Genomic DNA, 17728 nt, shown 5'->3' with positions numbered 1-17728 from the left:
CCTCCGGCTTTGCCGGAGGTTGTGTATCTCAGGCTCTTCAGGGCCTATTGTTCTACCTTTTCGAGCTCTTTTGGAGCCTGGCTAAAGTGAGCCTTGAGATCTTCCAGGTAGTTGTTTACATCCTGCTGCAGATCATCCGGGGTACGCTGGCTTCCGGGTAGAAGGGCCGGCTTGTAGGCGAGGCGCTTGGTGATGTTAAGACGCGTTCCGTCCGGGCGCTGGGTCAATTCGACCATCAATACTCCAATTGCCTCTCCCGAGATCCCAAGCTCAAGAAGCTCATCTGTTTTTGCCTGCAGCACCTTGACCTTGTAGGCCTTGCCCTGTTTTGGGATCTCAACAAACTGCTGTTTTCCAAGGGACTCAACACTGCTGAGATCGCTGCGCCACTTGGCTTGCTGGCTATAGTCTGTGATGAGTTTCCAGATGGCATCTACAGATGCATCCAGATCCCCTTCAACCGTCGCTGCCACGGGGCGGGTATTGAGCAGGCGGTAGAGGTAGTTTGCCAGCCATATAACCAGCAAAATACAGATGATCAGAATAAAATATTTCATGGCGAGAATCCTTATAACACCAGGTGGCAGTCGTTGACTGGGCTCCGCTAAGGTTTCAAGCTTAGAAGCAAATCTTAAGCGTCAGCAGAACCTAAGATTGTGATTATAAGGGAATTTCCCCCAAGAGTTGGAAGTTTCGAAGGCCGGCAGACGGACCGTTGAGAGCGGGGCTGCCTTGGAGCAGACAGCCCCTGTGATTATTTGAGCTTAACCACTTCTCCCTGAAGGGCTACCCCGGCCATCAGAAAACCGTTGCCGCATTGGAACTCTTTGCTGCTGGTGAAGGGATGATTTTCGTAGTTAGAGCGAATATTAACCACGGCATTTCCTCCCTGGGCGATGGCGCGATCGCGCAGAGATTTCAGAGCCGATAGCAGCACCCATTGACAGGCTTCCTTATCACTCTTGTTAAAGGCGTTGGTTTTTTTATTGGTTGAAGCGAGACCAAAGTCTTTGACTACGGGGGCGTGGGACTCATCAGCAAAATAGAACTTGATCTGATCCCCTAAAATATTGGCTGTACGAGCCTGGCTCATCACTTCATGAATTGAGTAGTTGTTGATGTCATTTCTTGCGAATACCGGACCTGCTGCTAAAAGGCCGACTAAAGCAAAGAGGCTGATGATTTTTTTCATGGGATCTGACCTCACCGGGTTGCGAGCTTATGGGACAGGATAAGCCCGGGAGCTTATCCGAAAAGATACCCTGATGCTATGGACAAGGATCAGGAATATGAGGGATTTTCCATCAAGTGAGCCTGAACACAAAGCGCAGTTATACCTCCGTCCTATCTGGCGGGCTCCACTTTATGTGGGAGCACTTTCCGGATCTGGGCGTTTAACCTTCCATCTGCAAGCTGGATATCCAGGGGATCCCCAGCGGATACCTGCTCCACAGAGCGGATAATCTGCTGTCTTGAGTCATAGGCGATAGCGTACCCCCGGCCCAGGGTTGCCAGTGGGCTCACCAGCTGCAGCTGCTCTATCTGAGTAAGCAAGCGCTGCTTTTTCTCCTCAAGGCGTAGCTCCAAAGCCCGGGGAAGACGTTCACCGAGATAGCTGAGCTGCTGGCGATACTTTTCAAGAGTTCGTACCGGTGATTTTTGCAACAGGCGGTGGGCCAGGCTTGTGAGTCTGTGCTGACTATTTTGGAGTCTTAGCTCCGTCAGGTGGGACAGTCGCAGGCTCAGCTCATCGAGCTTCTGGCTTTGCTGCTTGAGCCGGTTGATGGGGTGGCGCGCCTGGAGCTTGCCCTGGAGCAGCTCCAGGCTCTGGCGCTGATGCCGCAGCAGATGCTGGCTGCTGTGGCGCAGGCGGTCGGTCAATGTGCTAAGACGCGCCCTGAGCTCCTGGCTATCCTTGCTGATCTGCTCGGCGGCAGCCGAGGGAGTCGGAGCCCTGAGATCGGCCACAAAGTCGCTGATGGTAAAGTCGATTTCGTGGCCGACGGCGCTGACGATGGGCAGCGGGCAGGATGCTATGCTACGGGCGAGCCCTTCATCGTTAAAACAGAACAGATCTTCGAGTGAGCCTCCGCCGCGACTTAAGAGCAGCAGATCGCAGTGCCCGTGGCGGGATGCAGCTTCAATCGCCTGACGCAGCTGGGCAGGGGCATCGCTGCCCTGAACCGCCGCAGGGTAGATGGTCACCTCCAAAGAGGGATCTCTTCGAGCTAACACACTTAGAATATCTCGGATCGCAGCGCCGCTGGGGGAGGTGATCACCCCGATCCGTCTGGGATGCTCCGGAAGGGGCTGCTTACGCTCGGGAGCAAACAGCCCCTCGGCAGCCAGCTTAGCCTTGAGCTCTTCAAATTGAAGCTGCAGTGCCCCCTCACCGGCCGGGAGCATCGATTCGACCTGCAGCTGGTAGTCTCCCCTTGGTTCATAAAGAGTGAGGCGGGCCCGCATCAGCAGTTGTTGGCCATTTTGCGGGCGAAAGTTGACCTTGCGGTTGCTGCCACGAAACATCACGGCCCTGACCTGAGCCCGACTGTCCTTGAGGGTAAAATACCAGTGACCTGAGGCCGGAATTGTCAGGTTTGAGATCTCGGCATTCAGCCATACCATCCCAACCTGTTGCTCAAGCAGGTTGCGCACCTGCGCATTCAAACGAGTCACACTATAGATATTGGATGGGGGTGTGGGCTGCAAGATAAACTCCTAAAAGACGAAAAATCAAAATGAATGCTTTACCGATTAAGCCTGTTACCCTACAATATGTCGGCAATATTTTACACCCCCCACACTATATGTGAGATATTGCGATGCTACGAATTGCGAAAGAAGCTTTAACCTTTGATGATGTTTTGCTTGTTCCTGCTCACTCCACGGTTCTCCCCAATACTGCCGATCTGCGCACTCAATTAACTGCTGATATTACCCTGAATCTGCCGATGATCTCTGCGGCCATGGATACGGTCACCGAGGCACGTCTGGCGATCGCCCTTGCCCAGGAAGGCGGAATCGGTTTTATTCATAAAAATATGTCGATTGAAGCTCAGGCTGAGCAGGTTCGCCTGGTCAAGAAATATGAGAGTGGAATGGTGGCTGAGCCGGTCACTGTCTCTCCTAAGATGACTATTGCTGAAATTCGCACCCTCACCGAGCAAAAAGGCTTTGCCGGATTCCCCGTAGTCTCCAAAGATAATGAGCTGGTTGGGATCATCACTGCCCGTGATGTGCGTTTCGTGACCGATGCCTCTGTGCTGGTTGAACAGGTGATGACCGCGAAGGATGCCCTGGTGACGGTTCGTGAAGGTGTCGCTCCCGAAGAGGTGCAGGCCCTGATGCAGCAACACCGGATTGAGAAGGTGCTGGTGGTTGATGAGCAGTTCTGCCTCAAGGGGATGATCACGGTCAAAGATTTCCAGAAAGCCGAGCAGAAGCCGAATGCCTGTAAAGATGCCTTGGGTCGCCTGCGGGTCGGTGCCGCGGTCGGTGCCGGTGAAGGTAATGAAGAGCGGGTTCAGGCCCTAGTCGAAGCCGGGGTTGATGTCCTGCTGATCGACTCCTCCCATGGTCACTCCCAGGGGGTGCTGGATAGAATTCGTGCTACCCGCCAGGCCTTTCCTGAGCTGCCCATCATAGGTGGTAACGTGGCGACTGCCGCGGGTGCTATTGCCCTTGCCGAAGCTGGCGTGAGCGCGGTTAAGGTGGGTATCGGCCCAGGCTCTATCTGTACCACTCGTATCGTTACCGGCTGTGGTGTGCCGCAGATCACCGCGATTGCCGATGCGGTTGAGGCCCTGAAAGGCTCAAACATTCCGGTGATCGCCGATGGCGGCATCCGTTATTCGGGTGATATTGCCAAGGCGCTGGTGGCTGGCGCCAGCTGTGTGATGGTGGGCTCTATGTTTGCCGGAACCGAGGAGTCTCCCGGTGAGGTTGAGCTTTACCAGGGACGCTCCTTTAAATCCTATCGTGGCATGGGATCTCTGGGCGCCATGAGCAAGGGCTCCTCAGACCGTTATTTCCAGACCGACAATGCGGCAGACAAGCTGGTTCCCGAAGGGATCGAGGGACGGGTGCCTTATAAAGGCTACCTCAAAGCGATTATTCATCAGCAGATGGGCGGCTTGCGCTCAGCCATGGGGCTGACGGGCTGTGGAACCATTGAGGCCCTGCGTACCCAGGCCGAATTCGTACGGATCTCTGGTGCCGGGATCAAGGAGTCTCATGCTCACGATGTGACCATCACCAAAGAAGCACCGAATTATCGATTAGGCTAACTCTCCCTGAGACTCAGCATTTTTGAATACCCCCCCACAGCCGGGCTCAACAAGCCCGGCATAAATAAATAGCAGTCTGTAACATCAGACTCACTGGCAGGAAGTATCCAAGCAGATGAAATCAACTATTCATGATCACCGGATCCTTATTCTCGACTTTGGCTCTCAATATACTCAGCTGATTGCACGGCGGATCCGTGAAATCGGTGTGTACTGTGAACTTTGGGCCTGGGATGTCTGCGATGAAAAGATCAGGGAGTTTAAGCCAAGCGGGATCATCCTCTCTGGTGGCCCTGAGTCGGTGACCCTGGAGGAGGGGCCGCGCGCTCCGGAATATGTGTTTGAGGCGGGAGTTCCCGTCCTTGGGATCTGCTATGGAATGCAGACCATGGCCCAGCAGCTTGGTGGCAAGGTTGAGGGCTCCGAGCATCGTGAGTTTGGTTATGCTCAGGTTCGCCTGGAAGCGCCTTGCGATCTGCTGCGTAATATTGAAGATGCGATCGCCGAAGATGGTGGGGCTTTACTGGATGTGTGGATGAGTCATGGGGATAAGGTTGCGGCGATCCCCGCAGGCTTTGAAACCACGGCGTCAACTCCGAGCTGCCCTCACGCGGCGATGGCGGATGCCTCCCGGCACTTCTATGGGGTGCAGTTCCACCCGGAGGTGACCCACACCCGTCAGGGCGGACGGATGTTAGAGCATTTTGTCCGTGAGATCTGTGGCTGCCCCGCGCTCTGGACTCCGGCCTCGATCATTGAAGAGGCTGTTGCTTCGATTCGTGAACAGGTTGGCAGTGATGAGGTGGTTCTGGGTCTGTCCGGTGGAGTGGACTCTTCGGTCACGGCGATGCTGCTGCACCGGGCGATCGGCGATCAATTGACCTGTGTGTTTGTGGATAATGGCCTGCTGCGACTCAATGAGGCCGAGCAGGTACTGGATATGTTTGGCGAGCACTTCGGCCTGAAGATAGTCCATGTGGATGCCGAGCAGCGCTTCCTCAGCTCCCTTGAGGGGATCGATGATCCCGAGCTTAAGCGTAAGGCGATCGGTCATGAGTTTGTGCGGGTGTTTGATGAAGAAGCAGGAAAGCTGGTCAATGCTCGCTGGCTGGGTCAGGGAACCATCTATCCGGATGTGATCGAATCTGCCGGAAGTGATACGGGTAAGGCCCATGTGATCAAGTCTCACCACAATGTTGGAGGCCTGCCGGAAGATATGGAGCTGCAGCTCATCGAGCCTCTCAAAGAACTGTTCAAAGATGAGGTTCGCAAAGTCGGCCTTGAGCTTGGACTGCCTTATGACATGCTATATCGTCACCCATTCCCGGGGCCAGGCCTTGGGGTTCGGGTGCTCGGTGAGGTCAAAAAGGAGTTTTGTGATCTGCTGCGCCGCGCCGATGCGATCTTCATCGAAGAGCTGCATAAGGCTGATTATTATAACAAGGTCAGCCAGGCCTTTGCGGTGTTCCTGCCGGTTCGCTCCGTTGGGGTGATGGGTGATGCGCGTAAATATGACTATGTGATCGCGCTTCGCTCGGTAGAGACCATTGATTTCATGACGGCACGCTGGTCTCAGCTGCCCTGGGATCTGCTGTCAACCATCTCTAATCGCATCATCAACGAAGTCGATGGGATCAGTCGGGTGGTTTACGATGTATCCGGCAAACCGCCTGCGACCATTGAGTGGGAGTAAACCTCCCGGGGAGACATTTTTTGTCAGATCAGGTATCCTTGGCGGGAAAGGAATTTGAGACAGAGGCATCTGAGTCTTTGTCTCAGCGTGGATACAAGGAGGATGCGATGATTCTGGCGACGACTCACCAGATTGATGGACGCAGTGTTCGCGACTATAGAGGCATAGTGGTTGGTGAAGCCATCCTGGGGGCAAATATATTTAAAGATATTTTTGCCAGCATTCGCGACATTGTTGGAGGCCGCTCCGGGGCTTATGAGCAAGAGCTGGAGAAGGCTCGTGAGATCGCCTTTGCCGAGCTGACTCAAAAAGCAGCTGAGCTTGGTGCTGATGCGGTGATCGGGATCGATCTGGATTATGAGGTGTTGGGTCAAAATGGTGGAATGCTGATGGTGAGCATCAGCGGAACAGCGGTCGTCTTGGATTGACGATCGCCTCATCGCCTCCGGAGTCGAGAATCGGGTGACCTGTGTCACCCGATTCTTTTTTGAATAGATGACCATGAGAGGTTTGGGATGTTTGTGCGGCGTTTGCTGGCTTTTTTAATTGATGCGGTACCGATTGCGCTATTGGTGATCGCCTGGTTCTGGTTTTTCCAGGGCTTTGATGTCACGGTTCAGCAATTGCAAAATGCCCCCCAGAACTCTCAATATCAGTTGCACTACCTGCAGCAGTTTGGGGATATACGCACCCTGACGGCTGTGTTGCTACTGGCGTATTTTGTGGTGTTCGAGTCCTCAGCTTCTCAGACCACTTTTGGTAAAAAGCTGATGGGACTCAAAGTTGCTTCCGAAGAGGGGCAGCGCCTGACCCGGGTCGGCGCCTTGCGGCGTAACCTGCTAAAACTGGTATCTCTGATCCCGGCGGGTCTTCTGTTTATATATGCCCTGTTTAATCGGGAGCGACGTTTTTTGCATGATCGCCTGACCCGTAGTCAGACGGTTCGTATGCGTTAGAGCTGTATCGATAGGGATTTTGTCACAGTTGGAGCCTCTGCTTACCCGTGAATGGAGGTTCGACGTACTGAGTGAGAGAGTTAAATTTGAAGATTAAACAACAAGTGCTCGAGGCACTGAAATTTCGCCATGCCTGTAAGGCCTTTGATCCTGAGCGGGTGATCTGCGATGAAGACTTCGAGTATATTCTGGAAGCTGCCCGTTTATCGCCAAGCTCCTTTGGCCTGGAACCCTGGAAATTCCTGGTGATCCAGAACCGCTCCCTGCGTGAGCGGCTGGCAGAGCATTGCTGGGGTGGAAAGCGCCAGTTTCCAACGGCCAGCCATCTGTTGGTGACCCTGGTGCGCAAGAGCCACTTCATGAAGCATGATAGCGATTATGTGGATAAGTTCATGAGCGAGGTTCAGAAGCTTCCTGAAGAGGCAAAATCGATGAAAATGGATTTTTATCGGGAGTTTCAGCAACGAGATTTTGATCTTCTGGCCAGTGAACGGGCGATGACGGACTGGGCTGGTAAGCAAACCTATATCCCTCTGGGTAACATGATGACGGCCGCAGCCATGATAGGGATCGACTCTTGCCCCATCGAAGGATTTACCCGCAGCAAGTTTGAAGAGATCCTGGCCGAAGAGCTGCATCTGGATCGGGCTCGTTTCTCGGTGAGTTATGTGCTGGCCTTTGGTTATCGCCAGCAGGAGCCCAGGGAGAAGACCCGCCAGCATCAGGAAGATATTGTCAGCTGGTATCGTTAAGCGGATATTGACCATGGCTTTCTGCCAGGAAGGCCATTAACAGACAGTAGCTGAGAGCTACAGAAGAGCTCTCAGCTATTAGAGCGTTTTCCGGATAAACCGGTTCATCCCATGAAAGCAGCTTTGACTTTGATCGCTGACTCGCAAGTCACATCCATGTTGCTCTACTGCAGCATCCTTGCTGCAGAAGGTCAGCTTAACAAAGCTCAAAGCAGCACTTGAACTTGAGGGGGGCGAATAACTACCCGGATTAAACCAAAAATGCTCTAGCTCCGAACTATTGTGAATCTACTTGCTCTGTCTTTTCCGGCTTAGCAATAGCAATCCTCAGTACTCTTTTCTGGGTAGCATCAAGGTATGCTGCTACTTCTGATAACCTCTCACAGCCTGCTCAAATAGACTTTCGAACCCCTTAGAGCTTTATAAATATATTCCTGGAACATGGCTTGTGGATTTCAGATATAGCCTGGTTTTGAGTGTAATTATCAACTCTGGGTGTTTATCTCTATTGGAAAAGCACCTGAATATCGACATTATGGATTAATGAGCGTTTCTGTCTGAGAACCATTGCTTGATTTATGAGCATGCGACAAAAAATTGTAATTTTTTTTGAACTTTTTATTTGAATCAGACTCTATACCTACACAATTCACAAAGTGTCTCTATTTATGTCTTTTGTTAAGAGAATAAATAGCATCAGGCTTATCCTGATGCTAACGGCTTTCTATACTTTTTTTTATAACTTTGCCTTGTGGAGTAAACTCGCTAAGCTAATCGAAATTAACTCCCTGCATTCCCTATTGTTTTTTGTTTCTATTCCGGTTTTTGTATTTGCGGTTATTAATATCTTATTTACTTTAATTTCAATTCCATACCTGAAGCGTCCTCTTTATATTCTGTTTATTGTCATCGGTTGCTTAGTGAGTTATTTCGCTATTTTTTACCATGCAATGTTTGATCTGGGGATGATGCAAAATGTGATGCAGACCGATGTCAGTGAGTCGATGGATCTTTTCTCCATGCTGCTTCTGATCTGGGTACTGTTGATGGGCGTGCTTCCGGTGTTGTATATCGCCCTGGTAAAGATCAACACTGCCAACCGCTGGTATAAGGAGCTGGGATTTAAGCTGCTCAACATCGTCGCCTCTGTGTTGGTGATCCTGGTGATTGCGAGCTGCTTTTTCAAGGATTACGCGCCTTTTGTACGTAATCATAAATATATCACCAAGTTGATCCTCCCCAGTAACGTGATTCAGGCCAGCCTGCGTTATGTCAAGCACCGCTATATCAGTGATCATGAAACCTTTGAGGTGATAGGCAAGGATGCTCATTTGGGCGCATCCTGGCAACACAGAGATAAACCCTCTCTATTAATTCTGGTGGTCGGGGAGACGGCCCGGGCTGAGAATTTTTCATTAGATGGTTACTCCCGCCAGACCAACCCTTTGCTCGCAAAGGATGGCGTGATTAGTTACAGTAATTTCCACTCCTGTGGTACTTACACGGCCCTTTCGGTTCCCTGCATGTTTTCTGTGATGAATCGGACCAATTACAACGGTGATCGGGCCCATCATCAGAGTAACCTGATGGATCTTCTCAGAAGAGCCCACTTTAATCTGCTGTGGCGGGATAATGATGGTGGAAGTAAGGGCGTTGCCGATCGGATCAAATATGTGAATGTGCGTGATTTTGATCTGGCAAAGGTGTGTAGTCACGGTGAGTGCAGAGACGATGCTCTACTCTATAAGCTTCAGAGTTATATAGGCAAGCAGAAAGGTAATACGGTCATAGTGCTGCATCAGATGGGCAGTCACGGGCCCACCTACTACCAGCGGTACTCTAAACCCTACGCCAAATTTGAGCCGACCTGTAATACCAATCAGATCCAGGGATGTTCCCATCAAAAGCTGGTGAACACCTATGATAATACCCTGCTTTATACGGATCAGTTCCTCAATCGGGTGATCCAGACTCTTAAACACAATGATTCACGCTTTAATACCGCAATGCTGTACCTGTCCGACCATGGGGAGTCTCTTGGAGAGCATGGGATGTATCTGCATGGTGCGCCTTATATGATAGCGCCCTCACAGCAGACCCATATCCCTTACATCATGTGGTTCTCTCCGGGCTTTGTTCACTCCTTTGATCTCAATACCCGGTGCCTTCGAGAGCAAAGAGCAAAGCATTTTTCCCAGGATAATCTGTTCCACTCGGTGCTTGGTTTACTGGATGTGAAAACAAAGCTCTATAACCCGAAACTGGATCTTTTTGCGAGCTGTCACACATGAGTCTTTCGAGATGAATAAAAAGAGGGAGTAAGCTGCTGTTTTATGCATATTCTTTCAAAAAGTAAAGGGAAAATAATTAAATCGGCGCTGGAATTTTAGCCGCTTAAACCCTTGGTTTTTAGTTGAAAAGAGTCTCAATCGAGGCTCTTTCTTTCATTTGTTATTACGGTGATTTCTTTTGTAAAAGTTAATTCCTTTTGTTTTTGTGCTGTATTTTTCTTAGGTTTTCAAAGATTGTTCTGTTGCAAGCTGTTTTTTTTGATCTGGAATAAAGTGAGAAACAAAGACAGGGCTCGCGCGGTTTGAGCGCCTGCCTGATAATTTTTTCAACAGCTGATTTGGCGGATTTGCATGCCGCTAAACTGCATAAACCTTGACACTAGATGCAGTTTCACTGAAAATTCGCCCCGAATTTACGCATTTTATGGCCAAGATGATTTTGCCATAACCGAACCCTGAATAGTTCCTCGCGCAGTACCTATTTTCACTACCCGTTGAAGGTAGTGAGAGCCAACAGATTCCCTGTGAAAGAAATAGAAAAAATAACTGGGTTGCGAGAGGTGAGTAGTTGTTTGAACTGACTATGACTGTTTAGGTGATAGAGCGATACGACAGGGGTCTGTCGTTTTGGTACTCATATGAGAGAGGATTCTTTGTGGATAAAACTTCATCTAAAAAAATACCAAAAATAAGCTGGTTTATTATAGCTCTGGGTGCAGTTTTCTATATGTACGAATATTACATTCGTATCGCCCCTGGGATCATGATCAATGAATTGATGGTCCACTTCAGTGTAGGGGCAACCGCGATAGGGACTTTAGCGGGTTTCTACTTTTATGCCTATACTCCGATGCAGATCGTCGTCGGTCCACTCTTGGATCGATTCAAGGTTCATCATCTACTGACTTTTGCCGTCGTGGTTTGTGCCCTGGGCTGTATTCTGGTCGGTGTGGCGCCGACAGGCTTTATCGCATTTGCCTATGCCGGGCGTTTTTTACAGGGACTGGGATCAGCATTTGCCTTTGTCGGAATTTTGAAATTGGGTTCAATGATCCTGCCCAACGATCGCCTGGCACTGGTCTCAGGTATTATCACCAGTCTTGGCTTTATCGGTGCCATGGCCGGACAGGACTCACTGACGGTTCTGGTCGATCACTTCAGCTGGCAGAGCACTCTGATCGGCGTTGGTATTTTTGGCTTTATCCTGACGCCTATTTTCTTCATCTATGTGCGTAACCCCAATAATAAACAGGGGAATCAGGAGACAGTCACTACCCGTGAGCTTCTGCAGGGCTTATGGATGACCGTCAAACAGCCTTATCTATGGGTAGTTGGGCTCATCGGCGGGATCCTGTTTATGCCCAACTCTGTGTTTGTTTCCCTGTGGGGGATCCCGTTTCTGGAGCATACTCAGCATCTGCAAAAATCTGATGCGATCTTTGCCTGCTCTCTGGTTTTCCTGGGTTGGGCCGTTGGCTCACCGATTCAGGGCTGGCTGTCAGATAAGTTGCAGGCCCGGATGAGATTATTGTTCCTGGGCGCCATTGTTGCAGCAGGGATCATGTTTACCATACTGTATCAGCCAGGGCTCTCCTATAAGAGTCTGTGCGTACTGTTTTTCCTGTTTGGCCTGTTTTCCAGTGCCCAGGTATCAGTGTTCCCGCTGGCGATTGAGTTTATGCCCAAGCGTTACTCCGGCACCGCGATCGCCTTTGTTAACTTTCTGACCATGCTGGGTGGCCTCACCATGCAGCGCGGCATCGGTGTGTTCCTGGATCACGAGTGGTCCGGACACCTTGAGAATGGTTTGCGGGTCTACAGCAATTCAGATTATCAGAATGCCCTGGCGATTATCCCCGTGCTATTGCTGGGTGCTGCCGCGCTGTCGGTTTGTGCCTACCTGATGCGTAGCCGTCATAGTCGTGAGCCACAGCTGAGCTCTGAGCAATCAGAACAAAAGGTCTCCATGCTGAAAGTTTGAGGGTGATCTGATTCATGATAAAGGCCCGGCATACCTGCCGGGCCTTTTTGATCCAGAGCGTTTTCCGGATAAAGCGGTTTACTTCATGAAAACAGCTTTGATTTTGAGTTCTGACTTGCAAGTCATACCAAACCAGATGATTAAGTGATCAGAGTGTTGTTCACTCCAACTTGGATAAGCTGTGAGCCATTTAGCCCGTTGGCAGCATGGATGCTGGCATCGAGCATACCGGATGTACTTGCTGCGTGGTGCAAATGGCTCATGGATTATCAGAGCAATCCGATCACTTTTCTTTCGTGATTAGTATCACACCCATGTTGCTGTACTGCAGCGGGTATCCTCCCTGATAATCTTTCCCTGTTCGGCTCCCTGCTTCTCGTTCCGCTTCTTTGCAGCTACACCTTTGCTGCAGAAGGTCAGCTTAACAAAGCTCAAAGCAGCACTTGAACTTGAGGGGCGCGAGTATCAGCCCGGATTAAACCAAAAATGCCCTAGCTTGCGGGTTTTAAGATATTCAGGTGTTTAATGATGATCTTCTGATAGGTGCCATCCTCTTTCATCGTCTGCAGGGCCCAGTCAAACTTATCGCGGATCTGCTCCATCTTGGCGGCCTTGGAAAAACCAACGTAGGCGGGAAATGTTTGAATCGCAGGGGTGAGCTCCCGGATCTCTTTGCGCCAGTCGGGCTTTAACTTCTTGAGGTAGTAATAGGCGACCAACCGGTCGCTTGGCAGAATATCAAAGCGTCCCCGAACAAACTTTTTGAAGTTCAGCTCGGTTTCAGAGACATACTCAATCTTGGTGATCTTGTGCTCGCGAACCGCGCTATCCAGAACCTTGCCGTAACTGTAGCGCACCATGCCAAAGGTGTAGGGGTTGAGCTCATCTAATGAGCCCTCATATTTAACCTTTCTGTCTTTTCTGGCAAACAGCGAGATGGTCTGCTCAATCAGCGGTGACTTGGAATAGTAGGCAAAGCGCTCTCTGTCTTTTTTATGGTAGAAGGTGAAAATCACATCGGCGCTGCCCACCTTAATATTGGATAGTGCGCGTGGGAAGGGCTGAAACTTGATATTGATGGGGATATGCAGGCGCATGAAGGCCTCTTTGACGATATCAACCGTGACTCCATAGGGTTTGCCATCAACTTCATATTGAAAGGGTGGGTACTGCAAGGAGACGACCTTCAGCGCCTTGATATTCCCGACATAAGCCTGGGCATGGGCGCTTAGACCCAGCAGCAGTAAACCGACAATTTGTAGCAGGTGCCTCATCCCGGGAGCATGGTGAAAGCTAAGCATCGGTGGTCGGACTCAGTTGTTGCAGTTAACCTGAGTATAGTCAGCCCGGGCTCTGTTGAGGTGAGCAATTTTTAAGCCCTGACGGGCTTAAAAGAGTGGGGGTATATAGAAAAAAGCTGCCCGATGTTAAACGAGCAGCCTTAGGCTTAATCCCGGTTACCTGTTAGGAGCAGCAGGAAGAGCTGCCACAGGCTTTCGGGCTTGTCTCCATAAAGCGGATCGGGATCTGTTGCTGATCGCGCAGCTTATGGGCGTTTCTTTTTAGCAGTGCGAAGAACACCCCAAGATAGATAAATGCTCCCAGGATCCAGCTGATGCTTTCGACAGGCTGTACCGGTAGCTGAGCCCCCTGATAGAAGATCAGCGCGACACAGTAGGCGATAGAGAAGCTCCACAGGGTTGAGACCAGAGCCCAGCCTTTGTTAGCCTCTTTGGCGATCGCCCCCACCGCGCTGACACAGGGGATATACAGCAGGACAAACAGCAGATAGGAGAAAGCTGCTATCTTGGATCCGAACATGCTGACCATGGCTCCCATTGAGCTGTTGCTCATGGATGCGTCCGCCTCACTGGCATCTATGGGGTGGAGCAGGCTTTGGGCCGAGAGGGCACTCTTGAGACCATCCCAGGTATCAACCACAGCTTGTTTAAGCTCTCCCATCAGGTTGAACTCATCTGCACCTTCGTTATTTGCCAGCTGGTTGGCGGTATACAGGGTATTGAGGGTTCCGACTACCACCTCTTTCGCCAGAACTCCGGTTACCAGACCTACGGTCGCTGGCCAGTTTTCCTCTTTGACGCCGATCGGTTTGAAGATCGGGGTTGCGACCTGGCTGATTTTAGACAGAATCGAGTTTTGGCTCTGCTCGGCCGGGGTCAGCTGCCCCTGAAGGTTGACGCTGTTTAGCGCACCAATCAAGATGCAGACCGGCAAAATGATCTTACCTGCCTTGATCAGAAATCCTTTGAGGCGATGGCCGGTTTGCAGCAAAGTCGCCTTGAACTGTGGCAGGTGATAGGCTGGCAGCTCCATCAGGAAGGGCTCGGCATCTCCCTGCAGTATGCTCTTTTTAAAGATGAGGCCAGTCAGGATCGCCACCATGACACCTATGATGTAGAGCAGGAAGACCACGGTTCCGCCAGATGCTCCGAAAAACGCAGCGGCAAATACCGCGAAGATCGCAAGGCGAGCACCACAGGAGATAAAGGGAGCCATCAAAATAGTCAGCAGTCGCTCACGGCCGCGGTTAAGGGTTCGGGTCCCCATGATGGCAGGAACATTACAGCCCAAACCAACCAAAAGTGGCATGAAAGCGTGCCCGGGCAGCCCGAGGCCGCGCATTAGCCGGTCGACCACAAAGGCTGCACGGGCCATGTAGCCTGAGTCTTCGAGAATCGACAGAAACAGAAACAGCAGCCCCACCATAGGGATAAAGGGCAGCAGGGTGTTGATCCCGCCACCGACTCCCTGGGCCAGGATGGCGGTGAGCCAGGCGGGAAGCCCCCACTGACCGGCCAGGTAGCTGGTGCCATCGATGAAGATAGCGGCAGAGGTGCCATCAAACAGGGGTTGTAGGGCGCCCCCTATATTGATTGCCAGGATAAACATCAGGTACAGCACAAACAGGAAAATCGGTAATCCCAGCCAGCGATTGAGAACCACTGCGTCGATCATCTCTGTGATGGTGGTTTTGCCGTGACCATCCAGTTTGCAGCTTCGCTCCAGCAGGTGCTCAATGACCTGATAGCGGCTGCTGGCAATCGCCAGGGAGCTGTGCTCCAGTTCGATCTGTCTGGCCTGGACAAACTTATTCCACTCAATCTGTGCATCGGGTAGCTTTTCAAGAAGGCTCTCGGCAAAAGCATCGTTTTCAAGAAGTCTCAGGGCCAGCCAATCGGGAGTGATCCCATCAGGCATGGAGCAGCCATTGAGGCTGCGAGCCAGGGCATTGTGTTGTTCAATAAGCTCCTTTGGGAGTTCCTGGAGTGTCAGGGCACTACGATCGGGTGAGCTTGCAGGGAGTTCAACAAGAACCTCCTTGAGAGGCTCAATCCCCTGTTTCTTACGAGCACACAGGGGGATCACCGGGCAACCAAGCTCTTTGGCAAGCGCTTGTGGATCAATGTTGAGCTTAAGCTTTTGTGCCATATCCCACATGTTCAGCACAACCACCACCGGAAGCTTCATCTCGAGTAGCTGCAGGGTCAGGGCAAGGTGACGCTCCAAATTGGTGGCGTCTACTATGTTCACAAAGCAATCGGCGTCCTGAGAAAGGATATAGCTGGAGCTTATTTGGGCATCCAGGGCCGACTCACTGTTGCTGGTCGTCAGGGAGTAGAGCCCGGGCAGGTCGACGATGGAGAGGTTACTTCCCTTGTATTCACACCAGCCTGATTTGCGTTCGACTGTGACCCCACTCCAGTTGCCGACCCTTTGCCGGGCACCGGTCAGGGCGTTGAACAGAGTGGTTTTACCACAGTTAGGATTCCCGACCAGGGCGACTTTAACTTCACGCATGCTGGTTCTCTCCCGTCAGATCTTCCATCTCAAGATAAACGAGCTCGGATTTGCGAATGCTCAGGCTCAGGCGTCCCAGCTGCAGCTGCAAGGGGTCGCCAAAGGGAGAGCGACGGACTAATTTAAACTCGACGCCGGGGCGAAGGCCCATCGCCAGAAATTTTTGCTGAATCAGGGGAGAAGGGATGTTGGTAAAACGCTTGATCCTGTAACTGTGTCCGGGGGTCATCTTCTACTACCTTTCCATTATGCCCAGTAGGGGAATTATCTCTAAGGTGAATGCTAATGAGATTAATTATCATTTGCAATAAATATTCTTATTCTTCTTTGATCTGGATCAATTGCAATGCGGTTTTGTATAAAAATAAATCGAATTAGTGAGAATGAAGGCAATGACAGGCTTCAATTGGGGCATGCCAGAGGAGGGGGGATATTAGCCCTCCCTGAGAGAGGGCTTGGCGGGAAGCTACCAGGGAAGCTGTTCACCGTTGGCATGCCAGAAGCTGCCGCTGTTATTGAGATCAAGCTCAGCGATTCGTTGGGCGATCTGCGCTGCAGACTGATCTGGAGTCACATTGCCGTGGTGGCTGGTCATGTCGGTCTGCACATAGCCCGGGTGGATGATAGCTACCGCAATCTCCCGGGGCTTAAGATCCAGAGCTAATGAGACACTGGCGGCATTAAGTCCGGCTTTGGAGATCCGGTATCCATAGCGGCCACCAGAGCCATTATCGGCGATCGAGCCCATACGGCTGGTAATCATGGCGATCTTTGAGCCGGAGTGCAGCTTATCCAAGCACGCTTCGGTGATCCGCAATGGTCCCAGGGTATTTATAGAGAAGCTCCGCTCAATACTGGCATAGTCCAGGGAGCCCAGAGTCTCATCCGACCAACAGCCGGCGTTATTGATCAGAATATCGATTGACTCAACGGGTAAGGCATTTTTCAGGCGTTCGATGACATCAGGCTGCCCTATATCTATGCCTTCAATGAGGGTGACCGGAAGTTTGTTAAGCTCATCGGAGGAGTGGCGGCACAGAGCATAAACCTCGGTGCCCTGCTGGCAATAGTGACGACACAGTTCGAGACCGATTCCCCGGTTGGCACCGGTGATCACAACACGAGATGACATGGTGTTTCCTTATTCCATGGTTGAAAAGTTGACTAGTTTAATCGGTTTTTGGGTGGGTGAATAGTTTAGTGGGATTGTCCTTCGGACTGATTTTTGTGCCTACGGCACATTGGCCGCTGCCGAGCGGCGTCAGGAAAAGGCCGTTCTCAGGCGTCCAGCCTTCCACGGCATTAATACATCCTGTATGACAGGATATGCTTGTCCAATGCCCTCTTCACTCCCAAGGACACCCCGGTATTTGCTTTATCCTCATGCTTCACCAGATTCACTAACGGACAGACAGAACATCCCTGTTCTGGCTGCCCTTCAATCACATCCATGTGATTGATATGCTCATCAACAATGAACCATTCGACGCAAATAGACGGGGCCCAACCTCCCCGTAAGCGAGCGCCGAGGCGAACAGTTAAGGATTAAGGTTGAGCGATAGGGATATCGCGAGAGTTTAGCCATCACAGGGACGTGATGTCTAAGCGGTACCTTCATCCTTAGGGGAGCCGAGGACCCAGCGAGATCCGGGGCGCGAGGGGATTGCAAAGGGGAAAAGCGTTTGCCTCTTTGCTCGCTGTTGGGCGACCCCGATATTCATGCAGCGCAACTTCAAAAGGCCATCCGCAGGATATATAAAAAGTTCGCTATTGGTACAAAGCGAACCTTCATCATTTGACCTGCGGTCGGCGGTTTTATGCCAATGGCACAGATGTCGGGGGCGCCCGACAGCGCCCTACTTTTGTATCGTCAAAAGTAGGCAAAACCTCCCTCCGCGCTGTGAGTCCCTCCACAGAGCTACGTAGTTCGGCATCCTGCCTCTAACACAT

At 51.3% G+C, this 17728-nt stretch carries 14 protein-coding genes; 7 read left to right on the top strand and 7 right to left on the bottom strand.

Annotated features, from left to right (window positions below):
• Positions 1-44: 44 nt before the first annotated feature.
• From DB847_RS15090 to xseA, 3 genes are all read right to left on the bottom strand, one after another.
• Positions 45-557: an SRPBCC family protein gene (locus DB847_RS15090; RefSeq protein WP_108651444.1), complete on the bottom strand. Its 513-nt coding sequence runs from the start codon at positions 555-557 to the stop codon at positions 45-47.
• Positions 558-754: 197 nt separating this feature from the next.
• Positions 755-1192, bottom strand: a complete 438-nt coding sequence (locus DB847_RS15085) for an excinuclease (protein ID WP_108651443.1) — start codon at positions 1190-1192, stop codon at positions 755-757.
• 152 nt (positions 1193-1344) lie between these two features.
• A complete protein-coding gene (xseA, locus tag DB847_RS15080; RefSeq protein WP_108651442.1) occupies positions 1345-2709 on the bottom strand; it encodes an exodeoxyribonuclease VII large subunit in 1365 nt (454 codons plus the stop codon).
• Positions 2710-2822: 113 nt separating this feature from the next.
• Here xseA and guaB point away from each other — a divergent pair, with 113 nt between their 5' ends.
• The 7 genes from guaB (at position 2823) to DB847_RS15045 (ending at position 11959) form a co-directional block, all read left to right on the top strand.
• A complete protein-coding gene (gene guaB, locus DB847_RS15075; RefSeq protein WP_108651441.1) occupies positions 2823-4286 on the top strand; it encodes an IMP dehydrogenase in 1464 nt (487 codons plus the stop codon).
• Positions 4287-4401: 115 nt separating this feature from the next.
• Complete coding sequence (gene guaA / locus DB847_RS15070) at positions 4402-5979, top strand: glutamine-hydrolyzing GMP synthase (protein ID WP_108651440.1); 1578 nt, start codon at positions 4402-4404, stop codon at positions 5977-5979.
• Positions 5980-6086: 107 nt separating this feature from the next.
• Positions 6087-6407, top strand: coding sequence for a heavy metal-binding domain-containing protein (locus tag DB847_RS15065; protein WP_108652990.1), 321 nt, complete (start codon positions 6087-6089; stop codon positions 6405-6407).
• A gap of 87 nt (positions 6408-6494) precedes the next feature.
• Complete coding sequence (locus DB847_RS15060) at positions 6495-6935, top strand: RDD family protein (RefSeq protein WP_108651439.1); 441 nt, start codon at positions 6495-6497, stop codon at positions 6933-6935.
• Between the two features lie 86 nt (positions 6936-7021).
• Positions 7022-7687, top strand: a complete 666-nt coding sequence (locus DB847_RS15055; RefSeq protein WP_108651438.1) for an NAD(P)H-dependent oxidoreductase — start codon at positions 7022-7024, stop codon at positions 7685-7687.
• Positions 7688-8355: 668 nt separating this feature from the next.
• Complete coding sequence (gene eptA, locus DB847_RS15050; protein ID WP_108651437.1) at positions 8356-9978, top strand: phosphoethanolamine transferase EptA; 1623 nt, start codon at positions 8356-8358, stop codon at positions 9976-9978.
• Between the two features lie 727 nt (positions 9979-10705).
• On the top strand, positions 10706-11959 hold the full coding sequence (locus DB847_RS15045) for an MFS transporter (RefSeq protein WP_108652989.1): 1254 nt from the start codon (positions 10706-10708) through the stop codon (positions 11957-11959).
• 491 nt (positions 11960-12450) lie between these two features.
• Here DB847_RS15045 and DB847_RS15040 read toward each other — a convergent pair whose 3' ends face one another.
• The 4 genes from DB847_RS15040 to DB847_RS15025 form a co-directional block, all read right to left on the bottom strand.
• Complete coding sequence (locus tag DB847_RS15040; RefSeq protein WP_108651436.1) at positions 12451-13260, bottom strand: substrate-binding periplasmic protein; 810 nt, start codon at positions 13258-13260, stop codon at positions 12451-12453.
• 163 nt (positions 13261-13423) lie between these two features.
• On the bottom strand, positions 13424-15778 hold the full coding sequence (gene feoB / locus DB847_RS15035; protein WP_108651435.1) for a Fe(2+) transporter permease subunit FeoB: 2355 nt from the start codon (positions 15776-15778) through the stop codon (positions 13424-13426).
• A complete protein-coding gene (locus tag DB847_RS15030; protein ID WP_108651434.1) occupies positions 15771-16007 on the bottom strand; it encodes a FeoA family protein in 237 nt (78 codons plus the stop codon). The genes feoB and DB847_RS15030 overlap by 8 nt, the downstream gene beginning before the upstream one ends.
• A gap of 237 nt (positions 16008-16244) precedes the next feature.
• Complete coding sequence (locus DB847_RS15025) at positions 16245-16910, bottom strand: SDR family oxidoreductase (RefSeq protein WP_108651433.1); 666 nt, start codon at positions 16908-16910, stop codon at positions 16245-16247.
• Positions 16911-17728: the final 818 nt, after the last annotated feature.

Source organism: Dongshaea marina, from assembly GCF_003072645.1.
In the GTDB taxonomy this organism is placed as follows: Bacteria; Pseudomonadota; Gammaproteobacteria; order Enterobacterales; family Aeromonadaceae; genus Dongshaea; species Dongshaea marina.
Note: the sequence above shows the minus strand (reverse complement) of the source record. Positions and strands in the feature narration are given on the sequence as shown.

What these genes read in the sequence shown, in the direction of transcription:
- DB847_RS15060 (WP_108651439.1), top strand. Translation starts at nt 6,495, where the DNA reads ATGTTTGTGCGGCGTTTGCTGGCTTTTTTAATTGATGCGGTACCGATT.
- DB847_RS15040 (WP_108651436.1), bottom strand. Translation starts at nt 13,260, where the DNA reads ATGCTTAGCTTTCACCATGCTCCCGGGATGAGGCACCTGCTACAAATT.
- DB847_RS15085 (WP_108651443.1), bottom strand. Translation starts at nt 1,192, where the DNA reads ATGAAAAAAATCATCAGCCTCTTTGCTTTAGTCGGCCTTTTAGCAGCA.
- DB847_RS15030 (WP_108651434.1), bottom strand. Translation starts at nt 16,007, where the DNA reads ATGACCCCCGGACACAGTTACAGGATCAAGCGTTTTACCAACATCCCT.
- guaB (WP_108651441.1), top strand. Translation starts at nt 2,823, where the DNA reads ATGCTACGAATTGCGAAAGAAGCTTTAACCTTTGATGATGTTTTGCTT.
- DB847_RS15045 (WP_108652989.1), top strand. Translation starts at nt 10,706, where the DNA reads ATGTACGAATATTACATTCGTATCGCCCCTGGGATCATGATCAATGAA.
- DB847_RS15065 (WP_108652990.1), top strand. Translation starts at nt 6,087, where the DNA reads ATGATTCTGGCGACGACTCACCAGATTGATGGACGCAGTGTTCGCGAC.
- DB847_RS15090 (WP_108651444.1), bottom strand. Translation starts at nt 557, where the DNA reads ATGAAATATTTTATTCTGATCATCTGTATTTTGCTGGTTATATGGCTG.
- DB847_RS15025 (WP_108651433.1), bottom strand. Translation starts at nt 16,910, where the DNA reads ATGTCATCTCGTGTTGTGATCACCGGTGCCAACCGGGGAATCGGTCTC.
- eptA (WP_108651437.1), top strand. Translation starts at nt 8,356, where the DNA reads ATGTCTTTTGTTAAGAGAATAAATAGCATCAGGCTTATCCTGATGCTA.
- guaA (WP_108651440.1), top strand. Translation starts at nt 4,402, where the DNA reads ATGAAATCAACTATTCATGATCACCGGATCCTTATTCTCGACTTTGGC.
- feoB (WP_108651435.1), bottom strand. Translation starts at nt 15,778, where the DNA reads ATGCGTGAAGTTAAAGTCGCCCTGGTCGGGAATCCTAACTGTGGTAAA.